Consider the following 15,976-nt stretch of genomic DNA (forward strand, 5'->3'; position numbering starts at 1 on the left):
CATGCGTGTCCTCGTGGTGCACAACCGCTACGGCTCGGCGCAGCCGAGCGGTGAGAACAAGGTCGTCGACCAGGAGGTGGAGCTGCTGCGCGCGGCGGGCCACCGGGTCGAGGTGTTCGAACGGCGCAGCGACGACATCGGCCGCCGGTCCCTGCTCGGCAAGGTCGCGGTGCCGCTCCTCGTGCCCTGGAACCCGGCCGTCCGCACCGAACTGACCGCCCGGCTGCGCGCCGACCGGCCCGACGTGGTGCACGTCCACAACGTCTTCCCGCTGCTGTCGCCCGCGGTCCTCGCCGCGTGCGCCGACGCCGGGGTGCCCGCCGTCGCCACCCTGCACAACTACACGCAGGTCTGCCCGCCCGGCACCCTGCAGCGGGACGGCCGGCCCTGCACCGAGTGCGTCGGCGGCGCACCGCTGCCCGCCGTCCGGCACGGCTGCTACCGCGGCTCGCGCCTGGCCACCGTGCCGCTCGCGGTCAGCCTGTCGGCCAACCGGCGCCGGTGGTGGACCGGCGTGGAACGGTTCCTGTGCATCTCCGCGGCCCAGCGCGACGTCCTGGTGCGCTCCGGCATGCCCGCCGACCGGCTGACCGTGAAGCACAACTTCGTGCCCGACCCGGGCTCGTGCCGGGAGGGCGACGGCGAGCACCTGCTCTACCTGGGGCGGCTCGCGGAGGCCAAGGGCGTCCGGCTGCTGATGGCCGCGTGGGACGAGATCACGGCGGCCGGCGGCGTGGGCGTACCCCTGGTGATCGCCGGCACCGGACCGCTGGAACCGGAGGTGGCCGCCTGGGCGGCGGACCGTGACGACGTGCGCTACGTCGGCCTGCTGGACACGGCGGAGTGCCGCAAGGCCGTCGCACGGTCGGTCGCCGTGGTGGCCCCGTCGACCTGGCTGGAGGCGTTCGGCCTGGTCGTGGTCGAGGCGATGGCGGCCGGGGTCCCGACCGTCGCCGCCGGCCACGGCGCCTTCGTCGAACTCGTCGAGGACGAAGTCACCGGGCTGCTGCACCGGCCCGGCGACGCGGCCTCGCTCGCGTCCCGCGTACGCCGGATCGCGACCGCGCCGGAACGCAACCGGGAGATGGGCCGGGCGGCCCGCCGCCGCTACGAGCAGGGCTTCAGCCCGGCCGTCGGCCTGGCACGCCTGGTGGAGGAGTACCGCACCGCGATCGCGGGGCGGTCGGCACAGGCTCGCGACGGGGAGACCCGCGCGGGCAGGGGGGATGGGGACAGCAGATGACACGATGCCGACTCTGCGGCTCGGAAGCGATGACCAGCGTGGTGGACCTGGGGGCGACACCACCGTGCGAGAGCTTCCTCGCCGCGGACCAACTGGACGATCCGGAGCCCGCGTACCCGCTGCACCTGCGGGTCTGCACCGACTGCTGGCTCGCGCAGATCCCTCCGCTGATCACACCGGAGGAGACGTTCAAGGAGTACGCCTACTTCTCCTCGTACTCCACCTCCTGGGTGGAGCACGCGCGCACCTTCGTCGCCGGCGCCGCCGAGCGGCTGGCGCTCGGCCCCGACGCCTTCGTGGTCGAGGTGGCGAGCAACGACGGCTACCTGCTGCGGCACGTGGTGGACCGGGGGATCCGCTGCCTCGGCATCGAACCGTCGGTGAACGTCGGCGCCGCGGCACGGGAGGCGGGCGTACCCACGCTCACCGAGTTCCTCTCCCCGCGGACCGGTGCGGCCGTCCGCGCCGAGCACGGGCCGGCCGACCTGGTCGTGGCCAACAACGTGTACGCGCACATCCCCGACGTGGTCGGCTTCACCCAGGGCCTGCGCGCGCTGGTCGCCGACGACGGCTGGGTCTCCATCGAGGTCCAGCACCTGCTGACCCTGATCGAGGAGAACCAGTACGACACGATCTACCACGAGCACTTCCAGTACTACACGGTCGCCTCCGCGATCCGCGCCCTGGCCAGCGGTGGACTCGCCCTCGTGGACGTCGAGCTGCTGCCCACGCACGGCGGCTCGATCCGCCTGTGGGCCCGTCCCGCCGAGGCGGCCGGCGAGCCGACGGGACGGGTGGCCGACGTCCTCGCCCGGGAGGAGGCCGCCGGACTGCGGGAACTCGCCGGGTACACCGAGTTCTCCGCCCGGGTGGCCAAGGTCCGCCGGGACCTGCTGCGCTTCCTCGTCGATGCGGCCGAGCGCGGCCAGACGGTCGTCGGCTACGGCGCCCCCGGCAAGGGCAACACCCTGCTCAACCACTGCGGCATCCGTCCCGACCTGCTCGCCTACACCGTCGACCGCAACCCGTACAAGCACGGCAGGTTCACTCCCGGGACCCGTGTCCCGATCCTGGCGCCCGAGCGGATAGCCGCCGACAAGCCGGACTTCGTCCTCGTCCTGCCGTGGAACCTGCGGGCCGAACTCGTCGAGCAGCTGTCCTTCGTGCACGAGTGGGGCGGCCGGCTCGTCTTCCCCATCCCCGAACTGAGCATTGTCGAGGTGAAGTCGTGAAGGTCGTCCTGTTCTGCGGCGGTTACGGGATGCGGATGCGCAGCGGCGTCTCCGACGACGTGCCCAAGCCGATGGCGATGGTCGGCCCGCGACCGCTGATCTGGCACGTCATGCGCTACTACGCGTCCTTCGGGCACACCGAGTTCATCCTGTGCCTCGGCTACGGCGCCCACCACATCAAGGACTTCTTCCTCCACTACGAGGAGACGACGTCCAACGACTTCGTCCTGCGCGGCGGACGGACCGAGCTGCTGTCCACCGACATCGCCGACTGGACGATCACGTTCGCGCAGACCGGCATCGAGTCACCCATCGGCGAGCGGCTGCGCCGGGTGCGGCACCACCTGGACGGCGACGAGATGTTCCTCGCCAACTACGCCGACGTGCTCACCGACGCCCCGCTGACCGAGATGATCGACCGGTTCGCCGCGCGGGACGCCGGGGCGTCGATGATGGTGGTGCCGCCGCAGTCCTCCTTCCACTGCGTCGAACTCGGCGAGGACGGTCTGGTGGGCGGCATCACCGCGGTGAGCGAACTGCTGCTGTGGGAGAACGGCGGCTACTTCGTGCTCCGCCAGGAGATCTTCGACCACATACCGGAGGGCGGTGACCTGGTCGCCGACGGCTGCGCCCAACTCGCCAAGCAGGGCAGGCTGGTGGCGCACCAGCACCGCGGCTTCTGGAAGCCGACCGACACCGTGAAGGAACGGGCCGCGCTCGACGAGGCCTACGCCAGGGGCGACCGCCCGTGGGCCGTCTGGGAGCGGGACACCGCCGGAGCCGGAGCGTGATCCGGCTCGGTGCCGGGCCCCTGGACCGGATCGTCGCGGTGGGCGCGCACTGCGACGACATCGCCATCGGCGCCGGCGGCACGCTGCTGACGCTCTGTCAGGAACACCCCGGTGTCCGCGTCGACGCCCTCGTGCTGTCGGGCGGCGGCAGCGAGCGCGAGCAGGAGGAGCAGGCCGCGCTCACCGCGTTCTGCCCCGGCGCCGACCTGCGGCTGACCGTGCACAAACTGCCCGACGGCCGCTTCCCGGCGCACTGGGAGGAGGCCAAGTCCGCGGTCGAGGAACTGCGCGAGCGCACCGACCCCGAGCTGGTCCTCGCCCCGCGCACCGACGACGCCCACCAGGACCACCGCGGCCTGGCCCGGCTCATGACCACCGCGTTCCGGGACCATCTCGTGCTCGGCTACGAGATCGTCAAGTGGGACGGCGACCTCGGCCGGCCCGCGGCCTACCAGCCGCTCACGCCGGAGACCGCCGAACACAAGGTGCGGCTGCTGCAGGAGCACTACCCCTCGCAGCGCCACCGGCCCTGGTACGACCGGGAGGCCTTCCTCGGCCTCGCCCGGATCCGCGGCATCGAATGCCACGCCCGCTACGCCGAGGCGTTCGCCGTCGCCAAACTCACGCTCAACCTGGGGGGTTGAACCTTGCGCGTACTACTGACCGGACACCAGGGCTATCTGGGCACCGTGATGGCCCCGGTCCTGAAGGCCGCCGGGCACGACGTCGTCGGCCTGGACGCAGGCCTGTTCGCCGACTGCGTCCTCGGCCCGCGCCCCGAGGACCCGCAGGGCCACCAGGTCGACCTGCGCGACGTCACGGCCGACCACGTGGCCGGAGTGGACGCCGTGATCCACCTGGCCGCGCTCTCCAACGACCCGCTCGGCTCGCTGGCGCCCGAACTCACCTACGACATCAACCACCACGCGTCCGTCCGCCTCGCCCGCCTGGCCCGCGACGCCGGCGTGCAGCGCTTCCTGTACGCCTCCACGTGCTCGGTCTACGGCGCGGCCGGCGGTGACGACCTGGTCGCCGAGGACGCCCCGCTGCGCCCGGTGACGCCGTACGCCGAGTCCAAGGTCCGGGTGGAGGACGACCTGCACGCCCTGGCCGACGGCGACTTCACCCCGGTGTACATGCGCAACGCCACCGCCTTCGGCCACTCGCCCCGGCTGCGCGCCGACATCGTCCTCAACAACCTGGTCGGACACGCCCTGCTGTCCGGCGAGGTCCTCGTGCTCTCCGACGGCACGCCCTGGCGCCCGCTGGTGCACGCCGCCGACATCGCGCAGGCCTTCACCGCCGCGCTGACCGCGCCGCGCGAGGCCGTGCACGACCGGGCGTTCAACATCGGCAGCGAGGTCAACAACGTCACCGTCGCCGAGATCGCCGAGCAGGTCGCCGACGCGGTGACCGGCTCCAAGGTGGTCATCACCGGCGAGAACGGCGCCGACCCGCGGTCCTACCGGGTGGACTTCTCCCGGTTCCGCGCCGCGGTCCCCGGCTTCGAGTGCGCCTGGACGGTACAGCGCGGCGCGCTCGAACTCGCCGACGCCTACCGCACGTTCGGCCTGACCCGGGAGGACTTCGAGCAGCGCTTCACCCGGCTCGCCGTGCTGCGCGCGGCGACCGACGCGGGCACCGTCGACGACACCCTCAGGCGGCGCCGGTGACCGAGGTCGGCAACGAGATGTACGCCCTGGTGGAGCGGATGTACCCGCTCTGCCGGAGCATCACCGGCGACGGTGTGCGCGCCACCCTCGACATCGTCGGGGAGTACATCCCGCTCCAGGTGCACGAGGTGCCCACCGGGACGCAGGTGCTCGACTGGACGGTGCCGCAGGAGTGGAACATCCGGGACGCGTACATCGCCGACGCCACCGGCCGGCGGGTCGTCGACTTCGCCGCGTCCAGTCTGCACGTGCTCGGCTACAGCGTGCCGGTGTCGGCCACCATGCCCCTCGCCGAACTGCGCGCCCACCTGCACACGCTGCCGGACCACCCGACCTGGGTGCCGTACCGCACCAGCTACTACAAGCCGGACTGGGGCTTCTGCCTGGCGCAGGAGACCCTGGACGCGCTGCCGGACGGCGAGTACGAGGTCCGCGTCGACTCCACCCTCGCCGACGGCCACCTCACCTACGCCGAGTACGTGGTTCCCGGACAGGTCCCCGACGAGGTCATCGTCTCCTGCCACGTCTGCCACCCGTCGCTGGCCAACGACAACCTCGCCGGCATCGCGGTGGCGACCTGCCTGGCCCGCGCGCTGGCGGAGCAGCGGACCCACTACACCTACCGGTTCCTGTTCGCACCCGGCACCATCGGGGCGATCACCTGGCTGGCCCGCAACGCGGACCGGGTGGACCACGTCAAGCACGGTCTGGTGCTGGCCTGCGCCGGTGACCCGGGGCAGGTGACGTACAAGCAGAGCAGGCGTGGCGACGCGGAGATCGACCGGGTGCTGCGGCACGTCCTGACCGCCTCCGAACGCCCGCACCGCGTCAACGAGTTCACCCCGTACGGCTACGACGAGCGGCAGTTCTGCTCACCCGGCTTCAACCTGGGCGTCGGCTCGCTCACCCGCACCCCGTACGCCGGCTACCCCGAGTACCACACCTCCGCGGACAACCTGGACTTCGTCTCCCCGGCGGCCATGGCGGACACCCTCGCCCTCTGCCGGGAGGCGTTCGCCGTCCTCGACCGCAACCGGCGGTACGTCAACCTCAGCCCCTACGGCGAACCCCAGCTCGGCCGGCGCGGACTCTACGGCGCGCTCGGTGGCCGCAGCGACACCCAGCAGGCCCAGATGGCCATGCTCTGGGTGCTCAGCCTCTCCGACGGCGAACACGATCTGCTGGACGTCGCCGAGCGGTCCGGGCTCCCGTTCGACACCGTCGCCGGAGCGGCCGGCGCGCTGCTCGACGCCGGACTGATCAAGGAATGACGCGGATGACCACCGAGGGGGAGAAGACGACGAGGGCACCGGCCGGGTCCGCCAGGCGGGCCCTGGTCGGCCGGCTGTCCTGGGGACTGGCCGACCAGGCCGCCTCCAGCATCAGCAACTTCGCGGTGGGCATCTACGTGGCCCGCTCGCTGGGGGTCACCGCGTTCGGCGTGTTCAGCCTGGCCTGGGTGACCTACGGCGTGGTGCTCAACGTCTCCCGCGGCCTGGCCACCGACCCGCTCGTGGTGCGCTTCAGCGGCGTGCCGGAGGCGTCCTGGCGCGGCGCGACCGCCCGTTCGACGGGCACCGCGCTCGGCGTCGGCTCGGTCCTCGGCGTGGTCTGCCTGGCGGCCGGGTTCGGCCTCGGCGGCCGCGTCGGACCCGCCTTCGCCGCCCTCGGCATCATGCTGCCGGGACTGCTGCTCCAGGACGCCTGGCGGTTCGCGTTCTTCGCCGCGGGCACCGGCCGCAAGGCGTTCCTCAACGACGTCGTGTGGGGCATCGCGCTGGTCCCGGCCCTGGTGGTGGCCGCCCACGTGGACAGCGTGGCCGCCTTCGTGCTCGCCTGGGGCGCCTCCGCCACGGTGGCGGCCGGCTACGGCTGCCTCCAGTCCGGCATCCGGCCCCGGACGGCGCAGGCACGCGGCTGGCTGCGCGAACAACGCGACCTCGGCTACCGCTACCTGGTCGAGAACGTCAGCCTCAGCGGCGCCAGCCAGGTACGGGCGTACGGGCTCGGCGTCATCGTCGGCGTCGGCGCGGTGGGCGCGGTGCGCGGCGCCGAACTCCTGATGGGCCCGTTCCTCGCCGTCCTCATGGGACTCTCCCTGGTCACCGTCCCCGAGGCGGCACGCGTGCTGCGGCGGGCCCCGCACCAACTGGGCAGGTTCTGCCTCCTCCTGGGCGGCGGGCAGGCCGCCGGAGCGCTGCTCTGGGGCTCCGCGCTGCTGCTGACGCCCGGCCGGCTCGGCGCGCTGGCGCTCGGCGACGTCTGGCACTCCTCCTCGCACCTCATCGTGCAGATCACCCTCAGCGTCGCCGGAGCGGGCCTCGGCACCGGCGCGGCGGCCGGACTGCGCGCGCTCGGCGCGGCTCGGCGCAGCCTGCGCTGCCAGCTGTTCGCGTCCGCCTGCTACGTCGGCGGCGGTCTCGGCGGCGCGGCCGCCGGCGGCACGGCCGGCTCGGCCTGGGGCGTCGCCGCCGCGACCCTCGGCGGCTCGGCCGTGTGGTGGCTCCAGCTGCGCTCCGCCCTGCGCGAGCACCACGACCCATCCATTCCCGAAGTGAGGACCTCATGACCGCCCGACCCAGGCTGAGCATCGGCCTGCCCGTGTACAACGGCGAGGAGTACCTGGCCGAGTCGTTCGACGCCCTGCTCGGCCAGACCTACGAGGACTTCGAACTGGTCGTCTCCGACAACGCCTCGACCGACGGGACCGAGTCCGTCTGCCGCAAGTACGCCGCCCAGGACTCCCGCATCCGGTACCTGCGGCTGCCCCGGAACATCGGTGCGACGCCGAACCACAACCGGGTGCTCGCCGAGGCCCGCGGCGAGCTGTTCAAGTGGGCCTCGCACGACGACCTCTACGGCCGCGACCTGCTGCGCCGCTGCGTGGACGCGCTGGACGAGCGGCCGGACGTGATCCTCGCGCACACCGGGCAGGCGGTCATCGACGGCGACGGCCAGGTCACGGTCCCCTACGAGTACACGCTCGCCACCGACTCGCCGAACGCGCCGGAGCGCTTTCGCAGTCTGCTGTTCGAGCCGGGCGGCGACGACTTCTACGGGGTGATGCGGACCGACGTGCTGCGCCGGGTGAAACCGATGGACAGCTACCACCACGCGGACCGCACCTACGTCGCCGAGATCACCCTGCACGGCCCCTTCCACCAGGTGCCGGAACTGCTGTACTTCCGCCGCGACCATCCCACCCGCGCCGAGCGGGCCAACCCCTCCAAGCGCTCCCGGTGCGTCAACCTGGACCCGCGCCGGGCCGGGCCGCTGCACCCGACGCCCCGGCTGCTCGCCGAGTACGTCTGGGGCTTCGCCTCGGCGATCCGGCGGGCACCCCTGTCCGCGGCCGACCGGCGCGCCTGCTACCGCCACCTCACCGCCTGGCTGACCAGCCGGGTCAGGCCGGGCGCCGGCGAGCGGGTCGAGGACCGCGCCCCGGTCGACCCGGCCCTGCTCACGGTCTCCGTCGACGCCCTCGTCGCCGGCCGCGAGGGCAGGAGGCCGGCATGACGTCCCCGGCCGGAACGCCGGTGCGCGTCGGGCTGTTCGGCCTGCTCGGCTCCGGCAACCTCGGCAACGACGGCTCGCTCGAAGCCGTCCTCGGACACCTGCGCGCCGAGCACCCCGACGCCGTGGTGGACGCGCTGTGCGGCGGACCCGAGGCGGTGACGGCCCGGTTCGGGATCCCCGCCACCCGCCTGCACTGGAACCGCGCGGAGTACCGGACCGCGTCACGCGCGGGCGCGATCGCGGCGAAGGGGCTCGGCAAACTCGTCGACGTCTTCCGCACCGCCTCCTGGGTACGCCGCCACGACGTGGTCATCGTGCCCGGCATGGGCGTCCTGGAGGCCACCCTGCCGCTGCGCCCGTGGGGCTTCCCCTACGCGCTGTTCCTGCTCTGCGCGAGCGGCCGGCTCCTCGGCACCAGGGTCGCGCTGGTCAGCGTCGGCGCCGCCGAGATCGGCAACCGGCCCACCCGGGCCCTGGTGCGCTGGTCCGCACGGCTGGCCGCCTACCGCTCCTACCGGGACACCCAGTCCCGCGACGCCATGCGCGCGATGGGCGTGGACACCGCCCGCGACGAGGTCTACCCGGACCTGGCGTTCGCCCTGCCGGCACCACCGGCGAGCGAGCCCTCCGGCGAGCCGGGCCCGGTGTGCGTGGGCGTCATGGACTTCCACGGCGGCAACGACGACCGCGCCCGCGCCGACGAGATCTACGAGCGCTACCTCGACGGCACGATCCGCTTCGTCCGCACCCTGGCCGAGGAGGGCAGACCGGTCCGGCTGCTCACCGGCGACCGGTGCGACGCGACGGTGGTCGCCGCGATCCTCGACGCGGTCGACTCGCCGCTGGTCACCGCCGCCGAACCGGCCTCGCTGGCCGACCTGATGAAGGAGATGGCGGCCGCCGACACCGTGGTGGCCGTCCGCTACCACAACCTGATCTGCGCGCTGAAGACCGCAACACCGGTGCTCGCCCTCAGCTACGCGGCCAAGAGCGACGCCCTCATGGCCCGGATGGGCCTCGGCGCGTACTGCCACCCGGCCCGCGAGGTCGACGCCGACCGGCTGCTGGAGCAGTTCCGGGCGCTGGAGAAGGCGTCGCCCGAGCTGCGGCGGAACCTCGTCGAGCGGAACCTCGACGCGGCCCGGCAGCTCGACCACCAGTTCACCGCCCTGGCCGCGGCCGTCTTCCCGGCCGCCGACCGCACCCACGCCCGGCAGGAGTCCCGATGAGAGCGACCGAGGTCCCGGAGATCGCCGGCGCGTACCTGTTCGAGCCGACCCCGTACGCCGACGAACGCGGCTTCTTCTGCCGCACCTTCGACGCCGACGTGATCCGTTCGGTGGGACTGGACCCGGACGCCTTCGTGCAGGACAGCGTGTCCCGGTCGGTCCGGGGCGTGCTGCGCGGCCTGCACCTGCGCGCCGGCGCCGGCGAGGCCAAGCTGGTGCGGTGCTCGTACGGCAGGATCTTCGACGTCGTCGTGGACCTGCGGCCGAACTCGCCCACCTACCGGAACCGGGCCTTCTTCGAACTGTCCGGCGAGACCCAGGCCACCGTGTACATCCCCGCCGGATGCGCGCACGGCTTCCAGGCACTGACGGAGACCGCGGACACCTCGTACCGGATCGACCGTCCGCACGATCCGGCCGAGGACGTGACGATCGCCTTCGACGACCCGGAGCTCGCCATTCCGTGGCCGCTGCCGGTCACATCGATGTCCCCACGGGACCGGGAGGCACCGAGCCTCGCCAAGGTCTCGCAGCACTAGGAAAGCCGAGGTCGGCGTGCCCATCGAAGACATCCGAGAAACCCTCCTTCCCCGCTCGCGCAAGGCCAACGAGCGGCTGCACGCCATGATCCCCGGGGGCGCGCACACCTACGCAAAGGGCGACGACCAGTACCCCGAGAACCTGGCACCGGTCATCAGCCACGGCCGCGGAGCCCACGTGTGGGACGTCGACGGCAACCGCTACATCGAGTACGGGTCCGGCCTGCGCTCGGTCAGCCTCGGCCACGCCCACCCGCGCGTGGTCGAGGCGGCCCGGCGGGAACTGGACCGCGGCAGCAACTTCGTCCGGCCGTCCATCGTGGAGGTCGAGGCGGCGGAGCGCTTCCTGGCCACCGTGCCGACGGCCGAGATGGTGAAGTTCGCGAAGAACGGGTCCGACGCCACCACCGCCGCGGTCCGCCTGGCCCGTGCCGTCACCGGGCGCCCGCGCGTGGCCCTCTGCGCCGACCATCCCTTCTTCTCCGTCGACGACTGGTTCATCGGCACCACCCCGATGTCCGCCGGCATTCCGGCGGCCACCACGGAACTCACCGTGTCCTTCCCGTACGGCGACCTGGCCGCCACCGAGGAACTGCTGACCCGGTACCCGGACGAGGTCGCCTGCCTGATCCTGGAACCCGCCACCCAGACCGAGCCACCGCCCGGCTACCTCGCCGGCCTGCGCGAACTGGCCGACCGGCACGGCTGCGTACTGATCTTCGACGAGATGATCACCGGCTTCCGCTGGTCCGAGGCGGGCGCCCAGGGCCTGTACGGCGTCGTCCCCGACCTCTCCACCTTCGGCAAGGCGCTCGGCAACGGGTTCGCCGTCTCCGCCCTGGCCGGCCGACGCGGCCTGATGGAACGGGGCGGACTGCGTGACTCCGGTGACCGGGTGTTCCTGCTGTCCACCACGCACGGTGCCGAGACCCACTCCCTGGCGGCCGCGATGGCCGTCCAGACGGTCTACGTCGAGGAGGGGATCACCGCGCGGCTGCACGCCCTCGGCGAGCGGCTGGCCGCCGGTGTCCGCGACGCCGCGGCGGCCATGGGCGTCGGCGATCACGTCGTGGTCCGGGGCCGGGCCAGCAACCTGGTCTTCGCCACCCTCGACGAGAACCTGCGGCCCTCGCAGCAGTACCGCACCCTCTTCCTGCGCCGACTCCTCGCGGGCGGCGTGCTCGCCCCGTCGTTCGTGGTGAGCAGCGCCCTGGACGACACGGACATCGACCGCACCGTCGAGGTGGTGGCCGAGGCCTGCGCGGTGTACCGGAAGGCGCTGGAGGCCGCCGATCCCACCCCCTGGGTGGCCGGACGGGCGGTGAAGCCGGTGTTCCGCCGCCTGGCGTGAGGTGACGTCAGCGGAGGCGTCCGCCGCCCGTGACGGCCGTCCGGTCGGCCAGACGGTCGACCAGCCACGCCGTCGCCGGTGTCACCGCCAGCGCGGTGCACCACCCGCCGAGGGCGTCGGTCGGATAGTGCGCGCCCAGGGCGACCTCGGCCCAGCCCATGGCCGCCCCGGCGGCCAGCGAGGCGGCCAGCACGAGTGCGGTGCCGGCCGCCCTGCCGACGCCGGGCCGGTCGGCCGCGGGCAGCGTCGCCATCACGGCGAGCGTGGTGAGGAAGGCGGTGTGCCCGCTCGGGTAGGACAGGTTGCCCGCGCCGTGGATGGTGCGTCCCACCACCTGCTTGAGCAGTGTCGTCGCGCCCACGGTCACGCCGACGCCGGCCACGACCAGCACCGCGGCCCGCAGGCGTCGGCGCAGCAGACAGACCGCCCCACAGGCCACGACGAGCAGCACCGACCCCACGGGTTCGCCCAGGAAGTCCAGGGCCAGCGCGACGTGCCGCCACGGCCCCCGCACGCTGTCCGCCGTCGGCGCGACCAGCCACCGGTCCACCCTGCCGGGCTCGCCGTGACCGGCGAACAGGACACCGAGGACGACGACCACCAGCGCGGCGAGCACCGCGACCGCCCCGAGCCGCGCGCGCAGCGCGGGCGGCAGCACCGCACGCGCCGCGGACCGGGCCCGGCCGGCCTCGGGATCCGCTCCTGCCAGGCGATCCACGCGAGCCCCCCGTTGTGTGTCCGCCCCCCGGCCTCTCTGTCACCCTAACCGCCCGCGACCGGTCCGGACGGCCAAGAAGACGGCCACGTAGGCGACTTGGGGAAATCCGAACGCAGGATCAAGAGGAGGTCCGGCTGGAGTCGGGCCGCGGGGATCCGGCGCTGCTGCTGGGCCGTCACAGGGGTGACGCGCCGGCTGCGAATCTTGTGCCCGTCGGAGATGATCACGCCGGATACACGTCCGTACGGCTTGTCACTGTCAGCGGCGGACGGGAATCCCCGCGTGACGGAATCTACGGCGTGCCGGGCGAGTCTGTGCGCTGCGGGCGGGGTGGTTGCTGCAGCGGCGTCGGCGCCACGGTCTCCGGGGCGGCGCGGAACGCTTCGATCACGTAGGCGGCGAAGCGGCGGGAGGCCGTGGCCCGGTCGGCACGCGGCAGGCTCTGGAGGCCCCGGTGGGCCATGAGCATGAGGGTCAGGTCGTCGACGACGAAGCCGGGGCGCAACTGGCCGGTCTCCTGGGCGCGGCGGGCCAGTTCTCCGACTGCGCGCAGAGTCTGCTCCTGGTCGGCGGCGAAGTCCATGGCCTCGGGGAAGGCCGTCATGAAGGCGTCGGCGAATCCGCGACTTTGCGCGTGCAGTGCGCAGATCCGCTCGATCAGGCTCCGGAATCCGTGCCACGAGTCAGGGTCCGTAAGGGCATCGCGGACGGCGGCACGGCAGGCTCGCCGCTGTTCGGTGAAGGTCTCCACGATCAGTGCCTGTTTGGCCGGGAAGTGCCGGTACAGCGTGGCGGGGCCGACGCCTGCGTGCCGGGCGACCTCGCGCATGGGGGCGCTCAGGCCCTCTTCGCCGAAGACCGCGCGGGCGGCGTCCAGGATGCGGGCCCGGTTGTCGCGGGTGTCGGAGCGCACGGTCCGAGGCAAACGGCTGGTCATCGTCTCTCACTTTAGCCAAACGGACGGGGGCGTCCGTTACGGTCCGATGGCGGTGCTGCCGCCCCGCCCGGTACGTCGCCGGTGATGTGCCGGCCGTGGGGAACGGCTCGGCGCCCGCGGCCCAGCAGTGATCCGTCCTTCCACCGACCCGAGGAGCCGCGATGAAAGCCGTCGTGATCAGGACGTTCGGAGCCCCCGATGGCCTGGAGATCGTCGATGTGCCCGTGCCCGATCCCGCCCCGGGGCAGGTGCGGATCGCCACGGAGGCGATCGGGGTAGGCGGCGTGGACGCCGTGATCCGCCGCGGAACGCTTGCCGCCTACGGTTTCCGGGAGGGCCACATCCTCGGCAGCGAGGTCGCGGGAAAGGTCACCGCGGTGGGAGGAGGCGTGGACGCCTCCTGGATCGGGCGGCGGGTGTGGGCGTTCACTGGCCTGTCCGGTGGGTACGCCGAGCAGGCCGTCGCCCTGATCGCTGATGTCGTTGTGCTGCCCGACGGCCTGACCTGCGCTGACGCGGTGACCCTCGGCGGCTCCGGCGTGGTCGCCCACTTCGCCCTGGACCGGGCGCGTTTCACGTCCGGCGAGACGGTGCTCGTACGCGGTGCGGCGGGCAGCATCGGCATTACGGCGGTCCAGCTCGCAGCCAGGGGTGGCGCGAGCGCGGTGGCCGTCACCACCTCGTCGGCGGAGCGTGGCGCCCGTCTGCGGGACCTGGGCGCGACCCTTGTCCTTGACCGCTCCGGCGAGGGCGGCCCGGACGCACCGGCGGGCTTCGACGTGGTGGTCGACGTCGTGGGGGGTCCCCAACTTCCCGCATTCCTCGACAAGTTGACCCCCAACGGGCGGTACGTGGCTGTCGGTGTGGTCGGTGGGCAGCCGCCCGCGGACTTCGGCATGCGGCTGATGGACGCCTTCCGCAAGTCGTTGTCGTTCGCCACATTCAGCTCTGACACCGTGCCCGGCCCCGACCGGCAGGCCGTGCGGTCGTCCCACTTCGCCGATGCTGCGCACGGGGACCTGCGCACCGTCGTGCACGCGGTGATGCCGCTGGACCACGTGGTGCTGGCCCACCGTGACATGGACGCGGGGAAGGTGTTCGGCAGAGTCGTGCTGGCGCCCTGAGCCGGGCCGGGACCGTGTTCGGATGCGAACCGACTGTCGCGAACCCGCAGTCTCTCCGAACGGGGACTGCGGGTTCTGCGTTCCGGGTAGGGCGGGCCTCAGGCGGGAATGAGGCCGTTGGGGTTGATGATGAACTTCTCGGGGACTCCCGTGTCGAAGGTCGCGTAGGCCTCGGGGGCGTCGTCGAGGCTGATCACCGTCGTGTTGAGCATGGAGCTCAAGTAGGGCATCCGGTCCCACAGGATGGCCATCATCAGTTCGCGGTTGTAGTGCATGATCGGTGCCTGTCCTGCGGAGATCCGCGGCGACTTGATCCATGCCTTGCCGAAGTCGATCGGGTACGTTCCCTCTTGCTCGGCCTTCGATTTCGCGAGCGGGTCGGGGCCGTAGACGCCTATGACTCCGGTGGCTCCGCCCGCCCGGGTGGCGTCGACCACCTGGTTGATGGCGTAGGCCGGGTCCATGTCCCCGCCCTCACGGCCGATGCCGTGTGCCTCGGTGCCGACGTAGTCGACTGCGCAGTCGACCCTGGGCTCTCCCAGGATGGCCTCGATCTGGTCGGTGAGTGCCGCGTCCTGCCTCAGGTCGATCGTCTCGCAGCCGTTCTTCTTCACCAGCTCCAGACGGTCCGTGCTGTAGTCGCCGACGATGATGCAGGACGCCCCGAGGAGGCGCGCCGCCGCTGCGCCGCAGCGGCCGACCGGGCCGGCGCCGGCGATGTACACGGTCGAGCCCGGCTTGGCATCGGCCTCCATGAGCCCGTGGAACGCGGTGGGCAGGATGTCCGAGAGCAGCGCCAGGTCACGGATCTTCGCCATGGCCTGGTCCTTGTCAGGGAAGCGCAGGAGCTGGAAGTCGGCGTACGGGACGAACAGATACTCGGCCTGGCCGCCGGTCCAGTCGCCCAGGTTGAAGCCGTACGCTCCGCAGGACACCTTGGGGTTCGTGGTCTCGCAGACGTCGGTGCGGCGTGCCTTGCAGTTGCGGCATCGGCCGCAGGCGACGTTGAACGGGACCGAGACGAGGTCGCCCTCGCTGAGGAACTCGACGTCGGGGCCCACCTCGATGACCTCCCCGGTCATCTCGTGCCCCATCACCATGCCCTGGGGCACAGGGAAGGATCCGCGGTAGATGTGCAGGTCGCTGCCGCAGATGTTGGTGGCGACGATCCTGAGAATGACTCCGTGCGGAGCCTCTTTCCCGTTCGGCATCTGAAGCTTCGGGAAGTCGAGTGATTCGACGCGCATCTCTTTCGGGTTGTGGAAGACGACGGCGCGGTTCTTGCTTGCCATGACGATCTCCTCTGCTGATCCAGGGCGACTCTGCCGTGGAGGTGCCGGCGATCATTTAAGGTGGCTATGTGGCTTCGGCTTTCCCAACGTACGGCTGTCAGTTGACGTCTGCCTGTTGGGATCGGACCTCCTGTGCCCGTGTGCCGTCGCCTGGATGCTGCGTGCGATTCTCCTGGCCGAGCGCGTCTGTCTTCCTGCCTGAAAGGTCCGCGGGTTGCCGGCTTCGAGGGGCGACCGACGCAGCGGCGAGCGGGCGGCGGGCCCCGGGCCGCGGAGGGGGAGCAGCGACACAGCCCCAGGCCGTCCAGCGGGTCAGGACTCCCTCGGCTCC

15 protein-coding genes are annotated in these 15,976 nt (G+C 72.3%); 12 read left to right on the top strand and 3 right to left on the bottom strand.

Annotated features, from left to right (window positions below):
- Position 1: 1 nt before the first annotated feature.
- The 11 genes from ACIRQ9_RS22810 (at position 2) to ACIRQ9_RS22860 (ending at position 11,574) form a co-directional block, all read left to right on the top strand.
- The gene (locus ACIRQ9_RS22810) at positions 2-1,243 is read left to right on the top strand and encodes a glycosyltransferase (protein ID WP_404176283.1); all 1,242 of its coding nucleotides are present in this window, start codon (positions 2-4) and stop codon (positions 1,241-1,243) included.
- The gene (locus ACIRQ9_RS22815; protein ID WP_404176286.1) at positions 1,240-2,475 is read left to right on the top strand and encodes a class I SAM-dependent methyltransferase; all 1,236 of its coding nucleotides are present in this window, start codon (positions 1,240-1,242) and stop codon (positions 2,473-2,475) included. The genes ACIRQ9_RS22810 and ACIRQ9_RS22815 overlap by 4 nt, the downstream gene beginning before the upstream one ends.
- Complete coding sequence (locus ACIRQ9_RS22820; protein WP_404176289.1) at positions 2,472-3,266, top strand: sugar phosphate nucleotidyltransferase; 795 nt, start codon at positions 2,472-2,474, stop codon at positions 3,264-3,266. Before ACIRQ9_RS22815 ends, ACIRQ9_RS22820 begins: the two co-directional genes overlap by 4 nt.
- Positions 3,263-3,910, top strand: coding sequence for a PIG-L deacetylase family protein (locus tag ACIRQ9_RS22825; protein WP_404176292.1), 648 nt, complete (start codon positions 3,263-3,265; stop codon positions 3,908-3,910). Before ACIRQ9_RS22820 ends, ACIRQ9_RS22825 begins: the two co-directional genes overlap by 4 nt.
- Before the next feature lie 3 nt (positions 3,911-3,913).
- Positions 3,914-4,939 (top strand): NAD-dependent epimerase/dehydratase family protein, encoded by a 1,026-nt coding sequence (locus ACIRQ9_RS22830; RefSeq protein WP_404176295.1) that lies wholly within the window; start codon positions 3,914-3,916, stop codon positions 4,937-4,939.
- A gap of 17 nt (positions 4,940-4,956) precedes the next feature.
- Positions 4,957-6,210, top strand: coding sequence for a DUF4910 domain-containing protein (locus tag ACIRQ9_RS22835; RefSeq protein ID WP_404176408.1), 1,254 nt, complete (start codon positions 4,957-4,959; stop codon positions 6,208-6,210).
- 5 nt (positions 6,211-6,215) lie between these two features.
- The gene (locus tag ACIRQ9_RS22840; RefSeq protein WP_404176298.1) at positions 6,216-7,508 is read left to right on the top strand and encodes a hypothetical protein; all 1,293 of its coding nucleotides are present in this window, start codon (positions 6,216-6,218) and stop codon (positions 7,506-7,508) included.
- Entirely contained in the window at positions 7,505-8,455 is a 951-nt protein-coding gene (locus ACIRQ9_RS22845; RefSeq protein WP_404176300.1) for a glycosyltransferase family 2 protein, read from the top strand. Before ACIRQ9_RS22840 ends, ACIRQ9_RS22845 begins: the two co-directional genes overlap by 4 nt.
- The gene (locus ACIRQ9_RS22850) at positions 8,452-9,684 is read left to right on the top strand and encodes a polysaccharide pyruvyl transferase family protein (protein WP_404176303.1); all 1,233 of its coding nucleotides are present in this window, start codon (positions 8,452-8,454) and stop codon (positions 9,682-9,684) included. The genes ACIRQ9_RS22845 and ACIRQ9_RS22850 overlap by 4 nt, the downstream gene beginning before the upstream one ends.
- A complete protein-coding gene (rfbC, locus tag ACIRQ9_RS22855; protein ID WP_404176305.1) occupies positions 9,681-10,223 on the top strand; it encodes a dTDP-4-dehydrorhamnose 3,5-epimerase in 543 nt (180 codons plus the stop codon). The genes ACIRQ9_RS22850 and rfbC overlap by 4 nt, the downstream gene beginning before the upstream one ends.
- 85 nt (positions 10,224-10,308) lie before the next feature.
- On the top strand, positions 10,309-11,574 hold the full coding sequence (locus ACIRQ9_RS22860; RefSeq protein WP_404176411.1) for a glutamate-1-semialdehyde 2,1-aminomutase: 1,266 nt from the start codon (positions 10,309-10,311) through the stop codon (positions 11,572-11,574).
- Between the two features lie 7 nt (positions 11,575-11,581).
- On the opposite strand, the gene ACIRQ9_RS22865 is transcribed toward ACIRQ9_RS22860, so the two are convergent.
- Both ACIRQ9_RS22865 and ACIRQ9_RS22870 read right to left on the bottom strand, forming a co-directional pair.
- Complete coding sequence (locus ACIRQ9_RS22865) at positions 11,582-12,292, bottom strand: phosphatase PAP2 family protein (protein WP_404176308.1); 711 nt, start codon at positions 12,290-12,292, stop codon at positions 11,582-11,584.
- Positions 12,293-12,584: 292 nt separating this feature from the next.
- Positions 12,585-13,229 carry a TetR/AcrR family transcriptional regulator gene (locus ACIRQ9_RS22870; protein WP_404176312.1) on the bottom strand — a complete coding sequence of 215 codons (645 nt, stop codon included), beginning with the start codon at positions 13,227-13,229 and terminating at the stop codon, positions 12,585-12,587.
- A gap of 161 nt (positions 13,230-13,390) precedes the next feature.
- Here ACIRQ9_RS22870 and ACIRQ9_RS22875 point away from each other — a divergent pair, with 161 nt between their 5' ends.
- Positions 13,391-14,353: a zinc-binding dehydrogenase gene (locus tag ACIRQ9_RS22875; RefSeq protein ID WP_404176315.1), complete on the top strand. Its 963-nt coding sequence runs from the start codon at positions 13,391-13,393 to the stop codon at positions 14,351-14,353.
- A gap of 98 nt (positions 14,354-14,451) precedes the next feature.
- On the opposite strand, the gene ACIRQ9_RS22880 is transcribed toward ACIRQ9_RS22875, so the two are convergent.
- Positions 14,452-15,645 carry an alcohol dehydrogenase catalytic domain-containing protein gene (locus ACIRQ9_RS22880; protein ID WP_404176318.1) on the bottom strand — a complete coding sequence of 398 codons (1,194 nt, stop codon included), beginning with the start codon at positions 15,643-15,645 and terminating at the stop codon, positions 14,452-14,454.
- Positions 15,646-15,976 lie beyond the last annotated feature (331 nt).

It is taken from the genome of Streptomyces sp. NPDC101237 (genome assembly GCF_044767465.1).
In the GTDB taxonomy this organism is placed as follows: domain Bacteria; phylum Actinomycetota; class Actinomycetes; order Streptomycetales; family Streptomycetaceae; genus Streptomyces; species Streptomyces gramineus.